Source organism: Parabacteroides bouchesdurhonensis (assembly GCF_900186615.1).
GTDB classification, from domain to species: Bacteria; Bacteroidota; Bacteroidia; order Bacteroidales; family Tannerellaceae; genus Parabacteroides; species Parabacteroides bouchesdurhonensis.
This window is the reverse complement of record NZ_LT896588.1, coordinates 1152051-1172348: the sequence shown is the minus strand read 5'-3', so window position 1 is coordinate 1172348 and position 20298 is coordinate 1152051. Positions and strand designations below refer to the sequence as shown.

Here is a 20298-nt window from a genome sequence, read left to right as displayed (position 1 = left end):
AAGTGATAATATTGCAATAAATTGTTATAAAAACTATTGCATATCGAATAAATCATTTTATATTTGCACTGAGTTTTTTTCATAGTATTTTAGATCTAAGGTTAACAAGTCTTTGTAATGAAGGAGTCGCGACGACTGTTTTGTTGGAAAGCACAAAAAGCCGTCATGTATTTGTTGCAAGACGGCTTTTTGGATTATTGTATTCTGTTTTTATATTTTCTTATCGATTACAGCTTGCATTACATTTAATACGTAATCTCCCAGTTTTTCGCTTTCACTAACCATATCCATATAATAAACGCCATCTTGATATTGATACTTTTTGTTGTTTATATCTTCGATATTCCGGTTCTTCAGTTGATTACGGTAGTTGTTTATTTCATTTTCGATATTGTAAGACGTATTGATGTCGTCGTGAACCAGCTCCGGTTTATGCAGAACAATGTTCATATGGCCTAATGCCTGGCTGACAAGTTCAAACATATGGTCCATGTGCTTGTTTTGTTCATCGGTGAATTCCGATTTAAATTCATTTCTGCGTTTAATACTACGGGCCAGATTGTTACATGAGTCTGCAATACTTTCTATTTCGGAAACCGCACGTAGCATGATGCGGATTTCTTCCTTACTCTCCGAGCTTAAACGGCCTTCGGAAACTTGTGTCAGATAATTGGCGATTTCTACTTCCATCCGGTCGCTTATGCTCTCGTATTTCTCTACGCGTCCGTATGTTTTCAGGAAGTTTTCTTCATTCTTTTCATAGAATAACTCTTTGACCATATTAAACATGCGCGCGGTTCGTTCGGCAAACAATGTGATTTCTTTACGAGCCTGTAATATGGATAATTCGGCAGTGGATAACATACCTCCGGTAATAAAACGCAAACGATATTCTTCGTCTTCCGGCTTTCCTTTGATAAGTGTACATACTGTTTTCTCTATCAGGTTTACAAACCATATCATGATACAAGTATTACTGATATTGAATGCTGTATGGAAAGCCGCCAGCTTGAATGAAACGGCTACTTCCGGGTCGCTTACTTTCATTACATGAGTTACAAACCAGGAAATGGCATTTGTAAACGGATAGAATAAAACAAGTACCCAGATAACACCGAATACGTTGAATACCAAATGCGCCAAAGCAGCTCTTCTGGCCTGTGTGTTTCCTGTTAAAGCAGCAAGGTTGGCAGTGATGGTTGTTCCGATATTTTCTCCTAATACCAATGCCACGCCCAGATGGTAATCTATCCATCCATTGGCACACATAATTAAAGTAATAGCCATTGTTGCAGCAGAGGCCTGCACAATCATGGTTAACACCGCGCCGATAAACAGGAACAGGATAATGGAGAAGAATCCCATGTCTGTATAATTCTGAACGAATGCCAGCATGTCCGGGTTGGCACCTAGATCGGGAGCGTTCGTTTTCAGGCTTTGCAGTCCTATAAATAAGAAAGCGAAACCGAAAATGAATTCACCTACAGATTTACGGGAACTTTTTCCTGAGAAGAAAAGAGGAAGAGCGAAAGCTAGGAGGGGAAGAGCAAAAGCCGAGATATCTATTTTGAAACCGAGAGCCGAAATAAGCCAGGCTGTGACCGTTGTTCCGATGTTGGCTCCCATGATGACACCGATGGATTGGGTAAGTGTCAGTAATCCGGCGTTAACAAAACTTACTACCATCACAGTAGTGGCTGATGAAGATTGGATAAGGGCTGTAATTAATACTCCGGTCAGTACGCCTGTCACCCTGTTGGTGGTCATTGCGGTCAAGATCCGTCGTAAACTGTCGCCTGCGAACTTTTGCAATCCTTCACTCATGATTTTCATTCCGTACAAAAACAGGGCCAATGATCCTATCAGCCGGAGAAAATCAAAAAAAGAATAGTCCATTTAAAATAAGTTTAAGTGGATGTATATCCGATTAATATTCCTAACTTTAGGGGGCAAAAATATAAATAATAACTGAAAAAACATGTCTGAAACAATTACAATTTATTGTAAAAATAACAATACTTATAAAGAAGTACCCATCGGTTCTTCTTTACTTGATATTTATGCCGCCGTAGGTGCGCCGTTGCAGTATCGTCCTATGAACGCGCAAGTTAATAACCGTACAGAGGCTTTGACTTTTAAATGTTGGCAGCCTAAAGACATCGAATATGTAGATTATAAGGACCTGTCAGGGTTGAGAACCTATGTTCGCTCTCTTTGCCATATCTTCTCGAAGGCAGTGAATGATGTTCTGCCCAGCGCTACCCTGAACTTGGAGCATCCCGTCTCAAAAGGATACTATTGCGTTATCCATAATGGTAAACAAATAGATTTGGAGACAATCGACAAAATAAAGAAGCGGATGCGTGAAATTATTAGTGCAGACCTGCCGTTTCTCCATAAAACGGTTCGTACCGTAGATGCCGCCGTATTATTCCGGGAACGTGGAATGAATGACAAAGCCCGTTTGATTGAAACAGCCGGTATGTCATATACCTCTTATTATGACCTGGACGGATATATCAATTTCTTCTACGGATGTCTTACTCCGTCTACCGGCTATATTCAGTTGTTTGATATTATACCTTATGCCGACGGCGTTTTGTTGCGTATACCTCAGCGCAGTAATCCAACCGAGTTGGAACCGGTCATTTGCCAGGATAAGATGTTTGAAGCATACAAGGAGCATCTTACTTTACAGCGTACTGTAGGATTAAATAATGTAGGAGATCTGAACAGGGCTATCGAGAAAGGCCTTTCGCGTGAAATCATACTGGTTTCCGAAGCCATGCAGGAGAAGCAGGTTGCGAAAATAGCGGAAGACATTGCCCATCGTTATCAAGACGGCGTGCGTATGGTGCTTATTTCCGGCCCTTCGTCCTCAGGAAAGACTACGTTCTGCAAGCGTTTGGAGATACAATTAACGACGAATTTGCTGCATCCGGTTGGAATTTCTCTGGACGATTACTTCTTGAACCGGGAAGATACACCTAAGGATGAATCGGGCGAGTACGATTTCGAGTCTCTTTACGCCCTTGACCTTCCCTATTTTAACAGTGATTTAAAGAAACTGTTGTCCGGAGAAGAGATAGAACTGCCCAGTTTCAATTTTGAGACAGGCTCACGTATTTATAAAGGAAAGAAGTTAAAACTTCATGAAAACTCCGTATTGGTTATCGAAGGTATTCATGCCTTGAATCCGGAGCTTACGGCTTTTGTTGACGATAAATATAAATATCGCGTTTACGTTTCCGTGCTGACTTCCATTTCATTGGATAACCATAACTGGATTCCTACTACCGATAACCGTCTGCTTCGTCGTATTATTCGCGATTACCGTTTCCGGGGATATTCGGCCGAGGATACGATTTCGCGCTGGCCCAGCGTACGCCGTGGCGAAGACAAATGGATATTTCCTTATCAGGAAAATGCCGATGCCATGTTTAACAGTGCCATGCTGTACGAACTGGCCGCCCTTCGCCGTTTTGCCGAACCGATATTATCGGAAGTCCGCGAGAGTGACCGTGCGAATGCCGAAGCCTACCGTTTGCTCCGTTTCTTACGCTACTTTAATTATATTCCTGACGAAGATTTGCCGGGCACTTCTCTATTGCGTGAATTTTTGGGAGGCGGAAGTTTCCGGTATTAATTCATAGGATTATATTATTCTCTTTAATCCGGATTTAAACAAAAAGTCCGGATTTTTTTATTTGAAATACCGTACTATTTAGCCATTTTATCCCGACTATTTAATAGAACGACACGGGTCGGCTTATAGATCGACAGCTGTCAAACTATAGGCCGACCAGTGTCGTTTTATAGGTTGACTACTGTCGGCCTATTAGTTTTTAGGATCTTTTGGGTTAGAATGTGCCATAGGCGATAGTAAGAAGTGGTAAGGGCTGCGCATAGCGGTTATGAAATATTTATGAAAGAGATTCATGTATCTTGGTTGTAAACACTTATATTTGCATGTTCTAAATAGACGAACAGGCTGTGTCTGTTCTTGTAGATTTATAGATTTATGTTGAAGCAACAGTTACAACAAAAGTTACAGCAAAAACTCTCTCCCCAGCAGATCCAGTTGATACGGCTTCTGGAGCTTCCGGCTATTGAACTGGAAGAACGTGTGAAGCATGAACTGGAGGATAATCCTGCATTGGAAGAAGGACGGGAGCCTGTGGATGACTTTGAACGGACTGAAGAAGATGAAAGCGGAATGGATTCCGCGTCGGCCGATACAGAAACAGACCTCTCTTTAGGCGATTATTTGAGTGAAGACGACATACCGGATTATAAGCTCCGCGAAATGAGTGAGCGGGTGGAACAAAAAGAGGATGTGCCGTTTTCGGTCAGCCAGTCTTTAAATGAATGTCTGTTGCAACAGTTGGGATTGCGCGAGTTGTCCGAAAAACAAGAAAAGATAGCTGAATATATTATAGGTAATATAGATGATGATGGTTATCTGAGAAGAGACTTGTCTGCTATAGCCGATGATCTTGTGTTTCAGGCAGGACAAGACGTTCAGGAAGCGGAGATAGAAGATGTGCTTTCCATCATTCAGGACTTTGAACCGGCCGGCGTTGGTGCCCGCAGTTTACAGGAATGTTTGTTAATTCAATTGGACAAGCGTGAAAAAACGCCGGTAAATACACTCTCTATACGTATTCTTACCGATTATTTTGAAGAGTTTATCCGTAAACATTACGATAAGATCCTGCGTTCTCTGGATATAGATGAAAATACGCTAAAGAAAGCCATACATGAAATAACCATGCTGAATCCTAAACCTGGAAGCAGTTGGGGTGGTTCTATGGAAGTAGCGATGAGCCGGATTGTACCGGATTTTCTGGTAGAAGCCAATAATGGTGAACTGATTTTGAATATGAATAATCGGGATATTCCGGCTCTGCGGATTAATCGTGAGTATGCCGAAATGTTTCAGGATTACGCGGGAAACAAAGCAAACCAGACGTCTGAGATGCGTGATGCCGTGCAGTTTGTGAAACAGAAGTTAGACTCTGCCCAGTGGTTTATTGATGCGATCAAGCAACGCCAGGAAACCTTGCAGCGTACAATGGAGGCTATAATCCTCTTGCAGAGGGACTTTTTCCTTACAGGAGATGAAGCAACGCTTCGTCCGATGATTCTGAAAGATGTTGCCGAGCGTGCCGGATATGATATATCTACTATTTCACGGGTAAGTAACAGTAAATATGTGCAGACCAATTTCGGTATTTATCCGCTTAAATATTTCTTCTCGGAATCAATGCAAACCGACAGTGGCGAGGAAATATCTACCCGCGAGGTGAAAAAGATCATGAAGGAGCACATCGACAGTGAAGATAAACGCAAACCTCTTACGGATGAAGAATTGGCATCTATCTTGAAAGAAAAAGGGTATGTAATAGCTCGTCGTACGGTTGCCAAATACCGGGAACAGCTAGGCGTTCCGGTGGCCAGGCTCAGAAAAGAAATTTAATTAATAAGTGATATGAGATTATTTTCAAATATAATATCTTTCCTGTTCCATCCGTTGCTTATGGTGACCTATGGGATTGTATTGGCGCTTACCTTTACGTATCTCGCCATCTACCCGCCCACGATGAAGCTACTGATAGCAGGTGGTACATTTGTTTCTACGGCAATTATACCTGCGATATTTATTTGGCTGATGATAAAGAGCGGCGCTGCGGTCGATATAGAACTCTCGGACCGGAGAGAGCGGGTTGTTCCTTACCTTATATTTATTACTTCCATAATGGTATGCACCTTTTTTCTGTATAAAATGATGATGCCGTTTTGGTTGTTATCCATGTTGATAGGAGCTTGTTTTGCTTTGATAATTGCGTTATGTATTAACTTTTTCTGGAAAATAAGCGCGCATGCCATCGGTATCGGCGGATTGCTGGGTGGTATAATGGGCGTGGCTCGTATTCATATGATAAATCCTTACTGGGCGTTTATTGCTTTATTTGTAATTGCCGGTTTGGTAGGCACATCGCGTATCTTTTTAAAAAGACATACGCCAATGCAGGTATATACAGGCTTTTGTCTGGGATTTATGTGTACCTTTGTAGCCTCATTATTAAGTTATATCTATTTATTCATCTAATAAAAACACTGAAATTATGAATTTTCCTGCAGATTTAAAGTACACAGAAGATCATGAATGGATTCGTGTAGAAGGCGACGTAGCTTACGTTGGTATTACTGATTATGCACAAGGCGAATTAGGAGAAATTGTTTATGTAGACATTACTACAGAAGGTGAAACAGTTGCCCGTGAAGAAGTCTTCGGGACTATTGAAGCTGTAAAGACCGTGTCAGACCTGTTTATGCCTGTTGGAGGCGAAGTATTGGAGATAAACGCTGAATTGGAAGACAACCCCGAATTGGTTAATGAAGACGCTTACGGTAAAGGCTGGTTAATTAAAATAGCCATAACAGACAAGGCAGAACTGGATGGTTTGCTGTCTGCTGCCGATTACCAGAAAATGATTGCAAAATAAGAATATATGACACCTGTTGTAAGTATAATAATGGGCAGTACTTCCGATCTGCCCGTCATGGAAAAGGCTGCGAAATTATTGGACGAGATGGAAATCCCGTTTGAAATGCACGCGTTGTCTGCTCATCGTACACCGGCCGAAGTAGAGGCTTTCGCAAAAGGAGCTAAAGACCGTGGCATTAAAGTTATTATTGCCGCTGCCGGTATGGCTGCCCATTTATGCGGGGTAATTGCTTCTATGACGACTGTTCCTGTAATTGGTGTACCTATTAATTCCACATTGGACGGCATGGACGCTTTATTGGCTATTGTACAGATGCCTCCGGGAATTCCGGTTGCTACCGTTGGTATTAATGGCGCTTTGAATGCCGGTATCCTCGCTGTGCAAATGCTTGCCGTAGGGGATGAAAAACTACAGGATAAACTCACTGCTTATAAGGAAGAACTGAAGAAAAAGATAGTAAAGGCCAACGAAGAGTTGGCGAAAGTTTCTTTTAAATATAAAACAAATTAGTTAATAGTTGGCAGTAGCTTTATGTTACTGCCAACTCTCACTTGTCAACTGAATTATGGATTACTTTAATTATTCCCGACGTAAATCGTCAGTGGTAAATATTGGTAATATCCCATTAGGAGGAGAGAATCCGATTCGTATCCAGTCTATGGGCAATGTATCAACCATGGATACAGATGCAGCTGTCCGTCAGGCAATACGGATGATTGAAGCCGGAGCCGAATATGTACGTTTTACCGCACAAGGCGAACGTGAAGCGCGCAATTTAGGCGAGATTCGCCGGGCTTTGAACATGGAAGGTTATACTACTCCGTTAGTTGCAGATATACATTTTAATCCGAAAGCGGCCGATGTTGCTGCCGAAGAAGTAGAGAAGGTACGTATCAACCCGGGCAATTATGTAGACAAGGTTAAAACCTTTAGCCATCTTGAGTATACCGATGAGGAATATGCCGCAGAGTTACAAAAGATACGTGACCGCTTTGTACCATTCCTTGACATTTGTAAAAAACATAAGACTGCCATCCGTATTGGAGTGAACCATGGCTCACTCTCGGATCGTATCATGAGCCGGTATGGTGATACTCCGGAGGGGATGGTTGCCTCTTGTATGGAGTTTCTTCGTATTTGCAGGGAAGAGAATTTTCCCGACGTAGTTATTTCCATTAAAGCCTCCAATACGGTGGTTATGGTGAAAACAGTCCGTTTGTTGGTACGTACAATGGAGAAAGAAGGAATGTCTTTTCCTTTGCATCTGGGTGTGACTGAGGCCGGAGACGGAGAAGACGGACGTATAAAAAGCGCGGTTGGTATAGGTGCGCTTTTGTCTGATGGGATAGGTGATACTATCCGTGTTTCTTTAAGTGAAGATCCGGAAGCGGAAATACCGGTTGCACGTAAGCTGGTGGATTATATATTGGAGCGTGAAAACCATGTCCCGATTATGGCCTCTTTAGCTCCCGGTTATGATCCGGTAACAGCCGACCGCCGTATTTCCCGTGTTGTAGAAGGAATAGGGGGTGGTTTTCCTCCGGTTGTCATTTCCGATCGCAGCAATGGCGATTTTGAATTTGATTATTCGTTTTTGCCCGACTATTTGTATATAGGGAAAGAAGACCCGGACAATTTGCCGGATAATTTCTGTTTGTTGGTGGATGCCCATTTCTGGAAAGAACGTCCGAATGCGTTTCCCTATTTTATCGCATCCGAAGCTGAGGAACTGGAAAGCTGCCAAGCCCCTTTAAAGTTTATACGTATCACAAATAACGATCTGAACGACCGGTTATTGGAGATATTGAAAAAAGATAAGACCGTTGTTGTTGTGCTTAGCACTCATAATCAGAATGGAGTAGGCTCTGAGCGTGCGGCCATGCATAAATTATTGTCCGCCGGTTGCGATGTGCCGGTTATCTTGCATCGTGATTATCAGGAAACAGACGTTGAAGCATTGCAATTAAAATCTGCTGCCGACTTTGGAACTTTGTTGCTTGACGGGTTCGGGGATGGCGTAATGCTGCATAATGAAGGTACGGTTGCGTTGGTTACCGACAGATGTATGTTCGGTATTTTACAGGCGGCACGTGTCCGTATCAGTAAAACAGAATATATTTCATGTCCTAGTTGCGGACGTACATTATATGACTTGCAAACAACGATAGCCCGTATCAAAGAAGCGACTTTCCATTTGAAAGGTTTAAAAATAGGAATAATGGGATGTATAGTGAACGGTCCCGGCGAAATGGCCGATGCCGATTATGGATATGTAGGAGCCGGACGCGGACAGATCAATCTGTATAAAGGGAAAAAATGCGTATTAAAAAATATCCCTGAGGAAGATGCTGTAGAGCGTTTAGTTCAATTAATAAAAGAGAATGGCGATTGGAGCAATTGATAGATAATTATGAATATGTGACAGTTAATATTCTATACAGGAATCAAACAACTGTCAACTCTCATTTGAGAACTATCAACTTTTTCCTATATTTGTTGTAATCAGGTAGGTTTTATTTGACTATCAACAGATTGGATAAAACTCGCACGAGAACGGGCAATGGATAAGAAAAAGCCGGACTGTTCCGAACCGCCATATTTCTCATGCTTTCAAATAACTCTTTATCTCACTTGCAAAGATAACATTTCTTTCTGAAAAGGCCATATAAACGGCTGCAATCTTACGGAATAAAAACATATCGGGAAAAACGAGCATACCGTAGCCGAGTCCCCAGAACCACAGGCAAAGGTAATTCGTGTTCTTCCCGTACAAGCAAGGCCAAGCCCTTCGGGTTCGTGGAAAAAATCATCCTCGCCCCGGAGGGCTTGCGGTATTTTTTCCCGAAGCCTTGCATGTACGGAACACGACCTTTTTAGGCCTGTAGTTATGGGAACTCCGGCCCCAGAAGCCGGACTAACAAAAAATCAAATGTTATGTTACAGGCAACAAAGAACAAGTACACGGTGGAAACACTCAAACCACTGAACATTCTGTACGATCATGAACACTGGCTGACACAGCAGGACGTGGATATGGCCAACGGTTATGTGGAACTGATAGAAAGGACACGCTCTGAAAAGATTCCGCAGGTCGGAGACAGACTCATCTATGTGGACAGATACGGGAAATATTACGGCAACGCCCTCATCGAGAAACGCAAAAATACGGACGGACTGATTTCCATCTGTGAAATCCCCTATGTCCCTTTCATATGGGAAGAGTATGACGGTATAGGTTTAAGCGTCAGCGGAGGATCCTTCCATCATATTGACCCCCGCCAGTTAAAGTTCGTCAGATGGACGGAAGGGGTATTCCAAGACTGGGGCAACTGCGGTGCGTGCGCCAACGGTGCCGTCGCATTCACGGCAAGAGTGCCGTTATGGTCCTATTCCGAACCTGACCCTCTCTACGGCGATTTCACCACGGAAACATGGAGACAGTATTATCTGACAAAAAACACGGGTCCGGACGCACGCAACCTGTACCAGGGCTTCGACATAGCTTTCAGGACCGAAGATGACTTCCAGCAGTTCCTGAAGGACTATGAAGGGACCGTGTTCAAGGGCAACCAGGAAAACCATATCGTTCTCTGGTGTTTCCGTCATGAGAACCGGTTCCTGCCGCAGCACGAGTGGGACAAGATAGATGCCCCGGCCGTGGAACGGCGTCTCAACTTTTATCCAGAACAGGTCAAGCTGGTCAAGGACATGGACAGCCACATTACCTGCTGTTACCGTATCAAACCCGAAATTGACAATCTCTAAAATAATACAGTTATGCAGACAACAGCAACAAGAACAGCAGGCAGCCACACTGACCTGCTCACAGGAATCCTGAACGTACAAGTGAGAAACGAGGACAAGATTACAGAACAGGACAGGCAGTATTGCCAGCTCCAGCAGGACCAGCTCTACAAAACGCTTGACCGTATCGACCGATGGTATGCCATCTTCAAGGAAGAAGCGGAACGGTACCGGGAAACAAAGAACTTCAAGTATGAGGATAACGGTAAGGTCACTATACGGAACTTCCATTTCAACTACAGCGGGGAGGATGACTATACCCACAACGAATTCAAACCGTTTGACCTCATCAACGAGCTTGCGGACAACAACTGCAATGCCAACGCGAATTTTGCGAGTCGCATCATTTCCTATTTCAACAGGACCTACAATGTAGATGTCCCCGTTCCTGTAATCGACGAGAAGGCCATGCGCATGGGGTTCCGTCCGGTCTACCAGACTTACGTGGACACGGTCATCGAACACCTCGGCGGAAAAAGTTTCCGTGAGACCGCAGAGGAAGAACTGCTGGCCCGTTTCCTGAAAACGGTACAGCCTTCCCGCTGGAGCAAGGTGAAGCCCGAACTGAAAAAGGACAAGATAACTTTCCCTGACATCGTGTCCTGGGACAGCATCCATCTGGAATACCACAAGGAATATGAGTTCTCGTATGACTGCGGGAGGAAAGTGGACATTTTCTGCGAAGGTATCGCATACGGGGCGGATGACGTGATAAACGGTTCAAGCGGTATGGTCATCGGCCTTGACAGACGCGATGTGGATATAACCGAATGGTACAGCCTCACCCTGACCAATGCAGAGCAGATCAAGTTCTACAAGAACGGACGCATCGACGTGCGCTTCAAGGACAGCCGGGCCGCAGAGAACTGCTACAGGAAACTGCGGCTGGATGAAATCACACTCAGAGAAGACTGATTCATGAAATACTTATTCAGGCACCCCGTAAGACATCCTTGCGGGGTGTCTTCGTTTCCAACCATTAAAAAAGAAAAGACATGTATGCCATCATACCCCAACAGATTCCCCAGGACAGGCGTGCCGAGGTCAACGAGAAGATTCTTTTCGCCATAGACTCCGGCAAGGACCTCGTCCCGAAGGAAAGCATCTACAACTGCTACACGGGAACCGGAGGACTGCACAGCCTCAGACAGTCGGACTTCGCCAGCTACCATGACTATGCCGAGGCCAAGAAGGAATTTGAGATGGGACAGTTCTTCACCCCGCACGACATATGCCGGAACATGATGGAAACCCTATCCCCGACATCTACGGAAATGGTGCTTGACATGTGCTGCGGCATGGGCAACTTCTTCAACCATCTGCCCAACCTGCACAATGCCTACGGATTCGACATCGACGGCAAGGCGGTGACTGTCGCCAGATACCTATACCCGGAAGCCCATATCGAAAAGTGCGATATACAGCTGTACAATCCCGAACAGCGTTTCGACATCATTGTCGGGAATCCGCCCTTCAACCTGAAATTTGATTACAGACTGTCGCAGGAATTCTACATGGACAAGGCCTATGACGTGCTTAACCCCGCCGGAATCCTGATGGTCATCGTCCCTCTCTCCTTCATGCAGAACGAATTCTGGGAAAAGACCCGCGTGGCGAAAATCAACTCGAATTTCTCCTTCATCGGCCAGACCCGGCTGGACCATTCAGCCTTCTCTCCGGTGGGCGTACAGAATTTCGCTACAAAAATCATGGTATTCCTCCGCCGTTCCTTCCATATAGAAATGCAACCCTACAACGCGGAAGAGTTTGTCAGCATGGAAGAACTGAAGGAACGCATAGCCGAAGTACGGAAAATGAAACACCGGCTGCGCTTCCAACTGATGCGGGAGTCCAACCATATAGACAAGGAAGAACTGGAACAGTTCGAGTACAGGCTCGCCAAGTACATGTACGAACTGAAAGCCCATGCCGTGCTGAACAGGCACATCGAAAAGGCGGAAGCGCTGGTGTCCAAATTCCGCAACCAGAAACCACCGGAAGGTGCCACCAGAGAACAGATAAAGGAATGGGAACGCAAGAAGCTGACCACCGGCAAGGTTCTCAGCATCATCCGCAGGTACATCACCTCGCAGAACGTGGTACCGCGCAAGGAAGTGGCATTGGTAAAGACATCCTACGGCTTCAAGCTGAAACAGTATGCCCCGCGTCTGCTCGACAAGGTCACGCACAAGGCCGCAGGCATCAACGACATCATACTCGGAAGGGCCGAACTCCCGATGCCGGAAACCGTCACGGAAAAGAACATGCGGCAGATCCGTGCCGCCAGAAAACTGATACGGCGCAAACAGAGGCAATATGAGACCCAGAATCTCCAGTTTGCGGAAATGCGGGAAGATGACGGTCTGAAGGAATACCTGGACCGCACCAGGTTCATCAACAAGGAAGGTGAAGTCTGCGAATTCACGGACTTGCAGAAACACGACCTGAACCTCGTGCTGCAGAAACGCTATGCCCTTCTGAACTGGCAGCAAGGCTCGGGCAAGACCGCCGCCGTCTATCACAGGGCGAAATACCTGCTCAAGTTCCGGAGGGCAAGGAATGTCATCATACTGGCACCGGCCATTGCCACCAACATGACCTGGATACCGTTCCTTACCGTAAACAAGGAACGCTTCCGTACAATACAGACCGCCGGCGACCTCAACAACATACCGGAAGGGACATTCCTTGTCGTCTCCACCTCCATGCTCCGGAAACTGAAAAGAGGACTGATGCGTTTCGTGAAACGCACTTCCGGCAAACTGTGCCTGGTTTTCGACGAGTCGGACGAAATCACCAATCCCACATCACAGCGTACAAGAAACGTCCTGTGCATATTCAGAAGGCTCAAATACAAGATTCTCGATACCGGAACAACCACCCGCAACAACATCGCGGAACTGTACAGCCAGTTCGAGTTGCTCTACAACAACTCCGTAAACATGATATGCTGGAGTCCGCAGGTCTACCACGAAAACAGGGACCGCGAAATAGAGGAAGAGAACAACCCGGATTACGGGACACCGTTCCCAGCCTTCAGGGGACACGTCCTCTTCCGTGCCTGCCACTGTCCGGGAAAAGCCACCGTATTCGGCATAGAGAAACAGAATCAGGATGTCTATAACAAGGACGAACTCTCCGAACTCATAGGCAAGACGGTCATCACCCGCAAGTTCCGTGACTTCGCGGGAGAGAAATACCGGATACGGACACATACCGTCCACCCCTCGGAAGGGGAACACGAGGTGTACCGTGTCATCATCGAGGAATTCTGCCGCATCTGCGAGCTGTACTACAACAGTACGGGAGACACGAAAAAGGACGCGGGGCTGCGACTCATGAGACAGATCAAGCTGCTTATCAAGGCCTGCTCGGTACCGCATCTGATAAAGGGGTATTACGGCGACAGGTATCCCTCCAAGACCCGGTATATCGAAAGGCTTGTAAGAGAAATACCGGGCAAGGTAGCCATCGGATGTACCACGCTGGCGGCATTTGACCTGTATGAGAGCTATATCCGGGAACATTTTCCTGACAGACCTGTATATGTGGTCAAGGGAGATGTCGCCTTCAAAAAACGGCAAAGTATCGTGACGGAATTCGACTCCACCATCAACGGCATCCTGATATGCACGCAACAGAGCCTGAGCAGTTCCGTGAACATACCTACCTGCAACGACGTGATACTGGAGTCCCTGCAATGGAACATCCCCCGCATGGAACAGTTCTATTTCCGCTTCATCCGTCTCGATTCCAAAGAAATGAAGGATGTCCACTACGTCACCTACGAAGATTCGGTCGAACAGAACCTGATGGCACTGGTACTGACCAAGGAACGTCTGAACGAATTCATCAAGACCGGGGAGGTCAAGGAACAGTCAGAAATCTTCGAGGAATTCGACATCACGATGTCCGTCATCGACAGCCTGCTCGTCCGCACGCAGGACAGTGAAGGCAAAATACATATCAGCTGGGGAAGCCAGCGCATAAGAGAATGAACATGAACCGTATGGAGAAGACCGGGAGTTCCATTCCCACCGACAAAGGTAGTCCGCGTCCCCATCGGCTGAGCAAGGTCAGGCCGCAGGCGGTTTTCGGGAAAATCATCCTCGCCGGGGCTGCGGTATTTTCCCGAAAAACCCTGCACAGCCGGGACACGGCACCTTGTCAAGGTCGGTGGAATGGAATCCCCGGCATCCACATACATAAAAGACAAGTAATATGGATCTGAACAATGCAGAGATTGCCGTGACCACACAGCATCTCATGGACATAAAGGATTACAGGGACTACTGGATGCACCTGTCCGAATACAGCGACATGGGCGAGTTCCTGAGTGCCTGTTCCGACCTGTTTCCCGGGGAGGAGGAACCGGAATACCGGTATCCGAAATGGGAAAACATTCCGGACACACTGATTAGCCGTGAATGGCTCTGTCCCAACTTCTTCGAGATCAGGGATGCCCTTGAAAGGCTCGAAGAGGAAGAAACGGAGTTTTTCATAAACTGGAGCAGAAGTTACGGATATGACATCACCACGGATGACCCGCACATGATGGTATCGCACTACCATGACCTGTACGGGGACACCGTCACGGAAACGGAAGAAGACGCGGACACGGGAGAAGATGCCCTGATATACACGGGCGTATCAAGCTACTACTGCGACATGCTTCCCTTCCGGTACGAAATATTTGATGACAATTATGACTAAAAGACAAAAGATATGGAAATCAACTTCAAAGGACCTGTAATGCCTATCGACCCATACTCGCAGCTGGCATTCGTGGAGATACTGAACATACTACTGACGGCGGGACACATCGTGGACGTGAACCGCTTCCTCATAAGCAGGAACGTCAACCCGCAATTCGGCTCGCTGTCAGGCTATTTCAGATGGTCGTTCACCGGAGACCATTTCACCCTCTGGCAACGCACGGACTACAATTCAACGCTGTGTTTTAATCACAGGATACTCGATTTGCCTTTCGGTGTCCTGGCAGCGAAAGACAACGGAAAAGACATGGAAACGGCAAACTGAAAATGAAACGATATGGAAACTACGGTAAAAATACCCAACCGGGAAATCGCGCTCGCGGCATTTGACAGGCTCCGCAGGGAACAAAGGAAGGATGCCGCACTGAGGCTGGCCGGGTGTATGCTCAGAGGGACATACATATCCCTCGGCATCGGTGACACCGACTGGGAAATAGATACCGCCCTGCACCAGTGCGGCGGTGAGCCGAAGACCGGATACGGTCATATGGCACATTTCCACTTCGACGGCGAGACGGAAATGGAAACAGAGAAATATGAAAGGCTCAAGGAAGAGAACAGATGATAAGGGAGCGGCCGAAAGGTCGCTCTTCTCATTTATAAACGACATGTACGGGAAACTGAATCCTGTCGTACACAGGTAACAGAAATGGAAGAACAGGAAATACTGACAATGGAACTCGTGAAATCCCTCATGGACAAGTCCTACACGCTGGTATGGGTGGACTACAATGACAATCTCGACAATTGCCGTGACACCATCCAGAAGTGTCTGGAAGAAAGAAGCTGTGAAAGTCTGTGGGAGAAAGTTGATGAATGGTACAGTGATGCGGAATGGGAAGCTGTCCGTGAAATCGTCTCAAAGCTGAAGGATGAATGTATCCGTTTCCATGATTTCGGGGAAGAGGAAGTGGACAAGTTCTTTCAAGAACACGAAGACGAAATCAGGGAAGAAATCTATGACAGAAACGACTCTGACACGCTGAAAGAACTTCTCAAAAACACGGATGACATCCCCGTGCGTGTCGAGATGTTGTCAAACTACGACTGCATCAATTCCAACTGGCTGGAATCGCAGGAAGGATACCGGTACAAGGAATCCTATTTCGGGGATATGATAGACGCGCTGAACCTCAATCCAGCCAAAGTGAAGAAAATGCTGGTGGAGAAAGGCTACACGGTATATGGCCGGTTCCCCGACAAAAAATACAGGGACGGCAAGGAACAGGTATCCTATGAACAGTTCTACCATGAACTCATCAACTCCTGCTGCGGTGCCAACCTGCTGACCTATATCGGCAAGGTAAGCCTGCAGGAACTTTATGATGCCGGATTCTCGCTTGGGGAAGTCATTATTCCCAAAGGCAACTGCTGCGGCATCTTCAGCTCCATGTACGGCGGTGGAAGTCTCCTGGAAATGGAACTCCTGAAAGATGTCAGACTGAAACTGGAAGTCAGGGACTATCACGGATTCCGCTTCCGTCTTGACAGCGAGAACTCAAAATATGAATGCTCCATCAAGCATGTGTACGGGGTATGCGATTCCTTCTTCGGAGAAAAGATAGGTCTTGTCGCTTCATAAATCAAGTATGGTCACTTAAAGATATCAAATCATGGAAAAGAAATATGCAATCATCCTATTCAAGGGAAAAGAATACCTGTGCGGACACGAAGACGGCTGCCATTACGATGTGTCCTGCCCGGTGAGGACATTCACTGAAGGAGAAGACGACTTCAAAATTCAGGAATCCGGGAAAAACCGGTCTGAAAGGACATTCCGGTACCATGAAAAGGAATTCATGCTTGTCACCGGCTTCTACCCGAACGGATGGCCGGTTCTGAGTCTGGAATCACCGGACAACGGGGAACTATACACGGTACTTACCGTCAATCTGGAAGACTCCCCGGCATTCGGGATTCCCGACCAGGCATTCATTGACATAAACAACAATCCGGAAGCGATGGAATTCCTCATAAGGAACAGCCTTGCCGAAGATACGGGATACAGACGCAAAAGCGGATGGGTGGAATACCCGATGGCCAAACTGAACCTGGCTGAACTGTACCGGTTGTCACCGGAATCGTTCGAGAACCAAGAATAAGAATCAACAATAGAAATCATTAACCAAATCATAGGAATTATGGCAAAGTACGATGTAAGAGTAAGGTACACCTTCGAGGGTACCTACAAGGTCGTGGCGGAAGACCGCGACGAGGCGGAAAGAATTGTAACGGAAGACTGCGGTCTGGTATTGGGCGGAAACATCCACACTACCCGCGATGATGACGAGGTGACAGACTGGAGATTCAGCAGTCACCCTGACATGCAGATCCTTTCTTTCAGGGAACGGGTTGACAAAGGCAAGGTCAGATACACGTCCATGTGTTTCAGCGACAGGATTGAAGAACTGCGTAAGGACATAATCGAAGCCATCAGGGAGCTGCTTGATACGCACGGACTGAAAGAAATCTCATTCTGTGACAGCAATGACGATCCGGTATGGGTCATCTGGTTCGGGAAAAACGGCGATCCATATGAATGCCGGGTAACGAAGCTTAAAGTTACGGAGGATAGTATGACAGTAATCGCATTGGAGAAGGAAAGCGGGGACGAAGTGGCCTGCTACACTCCCTACGACCTTGGAGCCAGCAATATTGATTGGCTCAATCAAATGTACGAAGCAGTAAGGCTTCAACTTGAAAATATAAACGGAAACTCTTGAAATAAAAGACGATATGGCAACAAAAATCAACATGGACAGGCATATTCGGGAAGGATGGACTGTCGGAGCGTTCATCAGGGAGCTGGCCCCGCAGGTGGAAATGATCATGAGCGGGCAAAGCTGGAAAGAACCTTTCAGGAACAAGCAGGAACTGGCGGACTGGTGCAGGGACAACCAGCCCTATTACAAGAAAAGGATACCTGAAGTGAACAGCTATTTTGCAAGGATGTATAACCTTAAATAAAAACAACATTATGAAATATCAAGCGGAAAATGCAGTCTCCAGCTTCTTCTACTATATGTGGAATGCCTGGTGCGAGGAAGAGTGCAGGACAGTATTCAAGGAAATGCACCCACACTTTTGGGAAAAATGGTCTCTGATGACGGACAAGGGAATATTCGGAGCCGCTGAACGGTTCTATGCGGAACTGACGGACCGTTACAGGGAAAAGCTGGTGGAACGGGCCGTCAGCCTGTATGACGGCAAAGCCAGACGCAAACACCCGGACGATTCCAAAATCAAGGTGTGCAGTGACTGCGGTTCAACAGAGATTGAAATCCAGGCATGGGTGGATGTAAACACGAATGAATACCATAGTGACGTGGACGATGACATTTGGTGTTCCCAGTGCGAGGACAATGTGGAGACCTGCTCCAAACAATCCTTTCTGGAAAAGATGCAGGAATGGTGGAAATCCAACAGCACCGATGACCTTGAATACCTGACCGGATTCAAGGCATCCAATTTCCCTCCGGCCAATTCCGGGCAGACATTCGCCGAGGCCGCCGACGAATGGTGGAACGACAAGAACTATGACGAGAAGCGGAACATATACCTGACAAACAACTAAATACAACGGCTATGGCACGGAACATCATTGACCTGATCTGCAACTCATGCAGTTGCGGCAAGGAAGAGGCACAGGAATATTTGGACGACGAGATAAGGAACCTGCAGGAACTTCAGGCAGACAACGACCTGAGAGGCGAAGACTTCGAAATCGCGTGCAGCAACCTCGGACTCGACCAGGACTGGCAGATATATTTCATCAACCGTCTTGCGGGACTTTAATATCTACAACTATGACTTATTTTCAAAACATACACTCTCTGGCGGACCTGAAAAAGGAATACCGCCGTCTGGCAATGCTTCACCACCCGGACAAGGGTGGTGACACTGCCCTCATGCAGCAAGTGAACACCGAATTCGGAAAATTGTTCGAGGTCTGGAAAGACAAGCCCTGCGTTTCCACAGCCCCGACAGGCTACGAACACGACTTTCAGGGTGCCACCGCAAAGGAATACACCGAATATGTGTACAATGAATACCGCTGGAAAGGACACAACTATACCGGACAGTCCGCACCGGAGATCACGGAACTGGTCAGGGCATGGCTCAAGGAAACCTACCCGAGATATACCTTCTCGGTCCGCAGGGACGGATACAATTCAATCCTTATTCGGCTGATGAAAGCGGACTTCGAGGCTTTCACCAAAGAGTCCGGAAAAATACAGGGAGACATCAACCACTACAACATCCAGGCATCGGACAGTCTGACCGACCGGGCCAAGGACGTGATGACAAACGTCAGGGATTTTGTGATGTCATACAATTTCGATGAAAGCGACCCCATGACCGACTATTTCCACACTAACTTCTACCTCACGCTCGGAATCGGCAGCTACAGACAGCCGTACCAGATGGAACTGCCGAAGATTACGGGAAAAGACACTCCTGAAGTGTTCAGGTATCCTGAAGGACCTGCACACAAGGCTATGCGACAGGCACTGGGCAAGGCGCGTTTCGGCTTCATCGAGAGCCGGAAGCATATCGGGGAAATGATACTCGGAGAAGACTTTTACGGCTCACAGGGAGAACATTATTTCTGGCCCAAGGAGTATTCAAGCGCGAAGACGGCACAGAAACGCATCGGAAAACTGGAGGCAGCCGGAATGCACTGCGAACTGACAGGCTGCAACGGCGGATACATACGCCTGCTCGGATATACTCCGGAGACGGAAAGCAGTCTGGAACGGGAAAGGCAGGAATATGCCACGGCATACCGGAAGTGGGTGTCAGAACACGGCATATCCCCAAATACGGGGACAGTACACCAGAACATTTCAAATCCAATCAGACAGATACAATTATGACAAACAGGGAAATCATCAGAGAACTGAAACGCTGCGGCTACAGCCGGGTGGACATTGATACGGACAGTAGAGCCGCAAAGACTTTCTACACCTACCGTGGCGGGCTTCATATCAACGGTACGGAAGATCTGTCATTCCATATCGTACCGCCACAGGACAGTCTCGGACTGGGACGGTTTGCAATATGCGCCACCCGTAACGGGGAAAGCTCACAGCTGGGGACAGACCAAGCCCCGTTCTTTTTCCGGTGGCTGTTCGCCTTCCTCAAAGGTGAGAGAAAAGAGAATGAGATAATAGATGGAATATGTACCGACAGAAAAACAGAATAGA

General features: G+C 46.6%; 21 protein-coding genes. 20 read left to right on the top strand and 1 reads right to left on the bottom strand.

The window, feature by feature from the left end; all coding sequences use genetic code 11:
* Positions 1–210: 210 nt before the first annotated feature.
* Complete coding sequence (locus C1721_RS05155) at positions 211–1896, bottom strand: Na/Pi cotransporter family protein (protein WP_102407412.1); 1686 nt, start codon at positions 1894–1896, stop codon at positions 211–213.
* Positions 1897–1978: 82 nt separating this feature from the next.
* On the opposite strand from C1721_RS05155, the gene C1721_RS05150 reads away from it, so the two are divergent.
* The 20 genes from C1721_RS05150 to C1721_RS05045 all read left to right on the top strand — a co-directional run bounded on the left by C1721_RS05150 (position 1979) and on the right by C1721_RS05045 (position 20297).
* Positions 1979–3646 (top strand): nucleoside kinase, encoded by a 1668-nt coding sequence (locus tag C1721_RS05150; protein WP_102407411.1) that lies wholly within the window; start codon positions 1979–1981, stop codon positions 3644–3646.
* Between the two features lie 375 nt (positions 3647–4021).
* A complete protein-coding gene (rpoN, locus tag C1721_RS05145; protein WP_102407410.1) occupies positions 4022–5479 on the top strand; it encodes an RNA polymerase factor sigma-54 in 1458 nt (485 codons plus the stop codon).
* 12 nt (positions 5480–5491) lie between these two features.
* Positions 5492–6112 carry a hypothetical protein gene (locus C1721_RS05140; RefSeq protein WP_102407409.1) on the top strand — a complete coding sequence of 207 codons (621 nt, stop codon included), beginning with the start codon at positions 5492–5494 and terminating at the stop codon, positions 6110–6112.
* A 16-nt stretch (positions 6113–6128) separates the two neighbouring features.
* The gene (gene gcvH, locus C1721_RS05135) at positions 6129–6509 is read left to right on the top strand and encodes a glycine cleavage system protein GcvH (protein WP_102407408.1); all 381 of its coding nucleotides are present in this window, start codon (positions 6129–6131) and stop codon (positions 6507–6509) included.
* Positions 6510–6515: 6 nt separating this feature from the next.
* Complete coding sequence (purE, locus tag C1721_RS05130; protein WP_102407407.1) at positions 6516–7022, top strand: 5-(carboxyamino)imidazole ribonucleotide mutase; 507 nt, start codon at positions 6516–6518, stop codon at positions 7020–7022.
* Positions 7023–7077: 55 nt separating this feature from the next.
* Positions 7078–8913: a 4-hydroxy-3-methylbut-2-en-1-yl diphosphate synthase gene (locus C1721_RS05125; RefSeq protein WP_102407406.1), complete on the top strand. Its 1836-nt coding sequence runs from the start codon at positions 7078–7080 to the stop codon at positions 8911–8913.
* Positions 8914–9446: 533 nt separating this feature from the next.
* Positions 9447–10277 carry a DUF4121 family protein gene (locus tag C1721_RS05115; protein ID WP_102407405.1) on the top strand — a complete coding sequence of 277 codons (831 nt, stop codon included), beginning with the start codon at positions 9447–9449 and terminating at the stop codon, positions 10275–10277.
* Positions 10278–10289: 12 nt separating this feature from the next.
* Entirely contained in the window at positions 10290–11231 is a 942-nt protein-coding gene (locus tag C1721_RS05110) for a hypothetical protein (RefSeq protein WP_102407404.1), read from the top strand.
* A gap of 80 nt (positions 11232–11311) precedes the next feature.
* The gene (locus C1721_RS05105; protein WP_102407403.1) at positions 11312–14314 is read left to right on the top strand and encodes an N-6 DNA methylase; all 3003 of its coding nucleotides are present in this window, start codon (positions 11312–11314) and stop codon (positions 14312–14314) included.
* A 223-nt stretch (positions 14315–14537) separates the two neighbouring features.
* Entirely contained in the window at positions 14538–15029 is a 492-nt protein-coding gene (locus C1721_RS05095) for a hypothetical protein (protein ID WP_071149203.1), read from the top strand.
* 12 nt (positions 15030–15041) lie between these two features.
* Complete coding sequence (locus C1721_RS05090; protein ID WP_102407402.1) at positions 15042–15356, top strand: hypothetical protein; 315 nt, start codon at positions 15042–15044, stop codon at positions 15354–15356.
* A gap of 12 nt (positions 15357–15368) precedes the next feature.
* Positions 15369–15656 carry a hypothetical protein gene (locus tag C1721_RS05085; protein WP_102407401.1) on the top strand — a complete coding sequence of 96 codons (288 nt, stop codon included), beginning with the start codon at positions 15369–15371 and terminating at the stop codon, positions 15654–15656.
* 84 nt (positions 15657–15740) lie between these two features.
* The gene (locus C1721_RS05080; RefSeq protein ID WP_102407400.1) at positions 15741–16673 is read left to right on the top strand and encodes a hypothetical protein; all 933 of its coding nucleotides are present in this window, start codon (positions 15741–15743) and stop codon (positions 16671–16673) included.
* 31 nt (positions 16674–16704) lie between these two features.
* Positions 16705–17193: a DUF4313 domain-containing protein gene (locus tag C1721_RS05075; RefSeq protein WP_102407399.1), complete on the top strand. Its 489-nt coding sequence runs from the start codon at positions 16705–16707 to the stop codon at positions 17191–17193.
* A gap of 39 nt (positions 17194–17232) precedes the next feature.
* Complete coding sequence (locus C1721_RS05070; protein WP_102407398.1) at positions 17233–17814, top strand: hypothetical protein; 582 nt, start codon at positions 17233–17235, stop codon at positions 17812–17814.
* 13 nt (positions 17815–17827) lie between these two features.
* Positions 17828–18058 (top strand): hypothetical protein, encoded by a 231-nt coding sequence (locus tag C1721_RS05065; protein ID WP_102407397.1) that lies wholly within the window; start codon positions 17828–17830, stop codon positions 18056–18058.
* Positions 18059–18068: 10 nt separating this feature from the next.
* On the top strand, positions 18069–18665 hold the full coding sequence (locus C1721_RS05060) for a hypothetical protein (protein WP_102407396.1): 597 nt from the start codon (positions 18069–18071) through the stop codon (positions 18663–18665).
* Positions 18666–18676: 11 nt separating this feature from the next.
* A complete protein-coding gene (locus C1721_RS05055; protein ID WP_022460391.1) occupies positions 18677–18886 on the top strand; it encodes a hypothetical protein in 210 nt (69 codons plus the stop codon).
* 11 nt (positions 18887–18897) lie between these two features.
* A complete protein-coding gene (locus C1721_RS05050) occupies positions 18898–19968 on the top strand; it encodes an LPD29 domain-containing protein (RefSeq protein ID WP_102407395.1) in 1071 nt (356 codons plus the stop codon).
* Positions 19965–20297, top strand: coding sequence for a hypothetical protein (locus C1721_RS05045; RefSeq protein ID WP_057281950.1), 333 nt, complete (start codon positions 19965–19967; stop codon positions 20295–20297). The genes C1721_RS05050 and C1721_RS05045 overlap by 4 nt, the downstream gene beginning before the upstream one ends.
* The last annotated feature ends 1 nt before the right edge of the window (position 20298 follow it).

Excerpts from the sequence above, each read along its gene's own strand:
- C1721_RS05155 (WP_102407412.1), bottom strand. The coding sequence starts at position 1,896 with ATGGACTATTCTTTTTTTGATTTTCTCCGGCTGATAGGATCATTGGCC.
- C1721_RS05150 (WP_102407411.1), top strand. The coding sequence starts at position 1,979 with ATGTCTGAAACAATTACAATTTATTGTAAAAATAACAATACTTATAAA.
- rpoN (WP_102407410.1), top strand. The coding sequence starts at position 4,022 with ATGTTGAAGCAACAGTTACAACAAAAGTTACAGCAAAAACTCTCTCCC.
- C1721_RS05140 (WP_102407409.1), top strand. The coding sequence starts at position 5,492 with ATGAGATTATTTTCAAATATAATATCTTTCCTGTTCCATCCGTTGCTT.
- gcvH (WP_102407408.1), top strand. The coding sequence starts at position 6,129 with ATGAATTTTCCTGCAGATTTAAAGTACACAGAAGATCATGAATGGATT.
- purE (WP_102407407.1), top strand. The coding sequence starts at position 6,516 with ATGACACCTGTTGTAAGTATAATAATGGGCAGTACTTCCGATCTGCCC.
- C1721_RS05125 (WP_102407406.1), top strand. The coding sequence starts at position 7,078 with ATGGATTACTTTAATTATTCCCGACGTAAATCGTCAGTGGTAAATATT.
- C1721_RS05115 (WP_102407405.1), top strand. The coding sequence starts at position 9,447 with ATGTTACAGGCAACAAAGAACAAGTACACGGTGGAAACACTCAAACCA.
- C1721_RS05110 (WP_102407404.1), top strand. The coding sequence starts at position 10,290 with ATGCAGACAACAGCAACAAGAACAGCAGGCAGCCACACTGACCTGCTC.
- C1721_RS05105 (WP_102407403.1), top strand. The coding sequence starts at position 11,312 with ATGTATGCCATCATACCCCAACAGATTCCCCAGGACAGGCGTGCCGAG.
- C1721_RS05095 (WP_071149203.1), top strand. The coding sequence starts at position 14,538 with ATGGATCTGAACAATGCAGAGATTGCCGTGACCACACAGCATCTCATG.
- C1721_RS05090 (WP_102407402.1), top strand. The coding sequence starts at position 15,042 with ATGGAAATCAACTTCAAAGGACCTGTAATGCCTATCGACCCATACTCG.
- C1721_RS05085 (WP_102407401.1), top strand. The coding sequence starts at position 15,369 with ATGGAAACTACGGTAAAAATACCCAACCGGGAAATCGCGCTCGCGGCA.
- C1721_RS05080 (WP_102407400.1), top strand. The coding sequence starts at position 15,741 with ATGGAAGAACAGGAAATACTGACAATGGAACTCGTGAAATCCCTCATG.
- C1721_RS05075 (WP_102407399.1), top strand. The coding sequence starts at position 16,705 with ATGGAAAAGAAATATGCAATCATCCTATTCAAGGGAAAAGAATACCTG.
- C1721_RS05070 (WP_102407398.1), top strand. The coding sequence starts at position 17,233 with ATGGCAAAGTACGATGTAAGAGTAAGGTACACCTTCGAGGGTACCTAC.
- C1721_RS05065 (WP_102407397.1), top strand. The coding sequence starts at position 17,828 with ATGGCAACAAAAATCAACATGGACAGGCATATTCGGGAAGGATGGACT.
- C1721_RS05060 (WP_102407396.1), top strand. The coding sequence starts at position 18,069 with ATGAAATATCAAGCGGAAAATGCAGTCTCCAGCTTCTTCTACTATATG.
- C1721_RS05055 (WP_022460391.1), top strand. The coding sequence starts at position 18,677 with ATGGCACGGAACATCATTGACCTGATCTGCAACTCATGCAGTTGCGGC.
- C1721_RS05050 (WP_102407395.1), top strand. The coding sequence starts at position 18,898 with ATGACTTATTTTCAAAACATACACTCTCTGGCGGACCTGAAAAAGGAA.
- C1721_RS05045 (WP_057281950.1), top strand. The coding sequence starts at position 19,965 with ATGACAAACAGGGAAATCATCAGAGAACTGAAACGCTGCGGCTACAGC.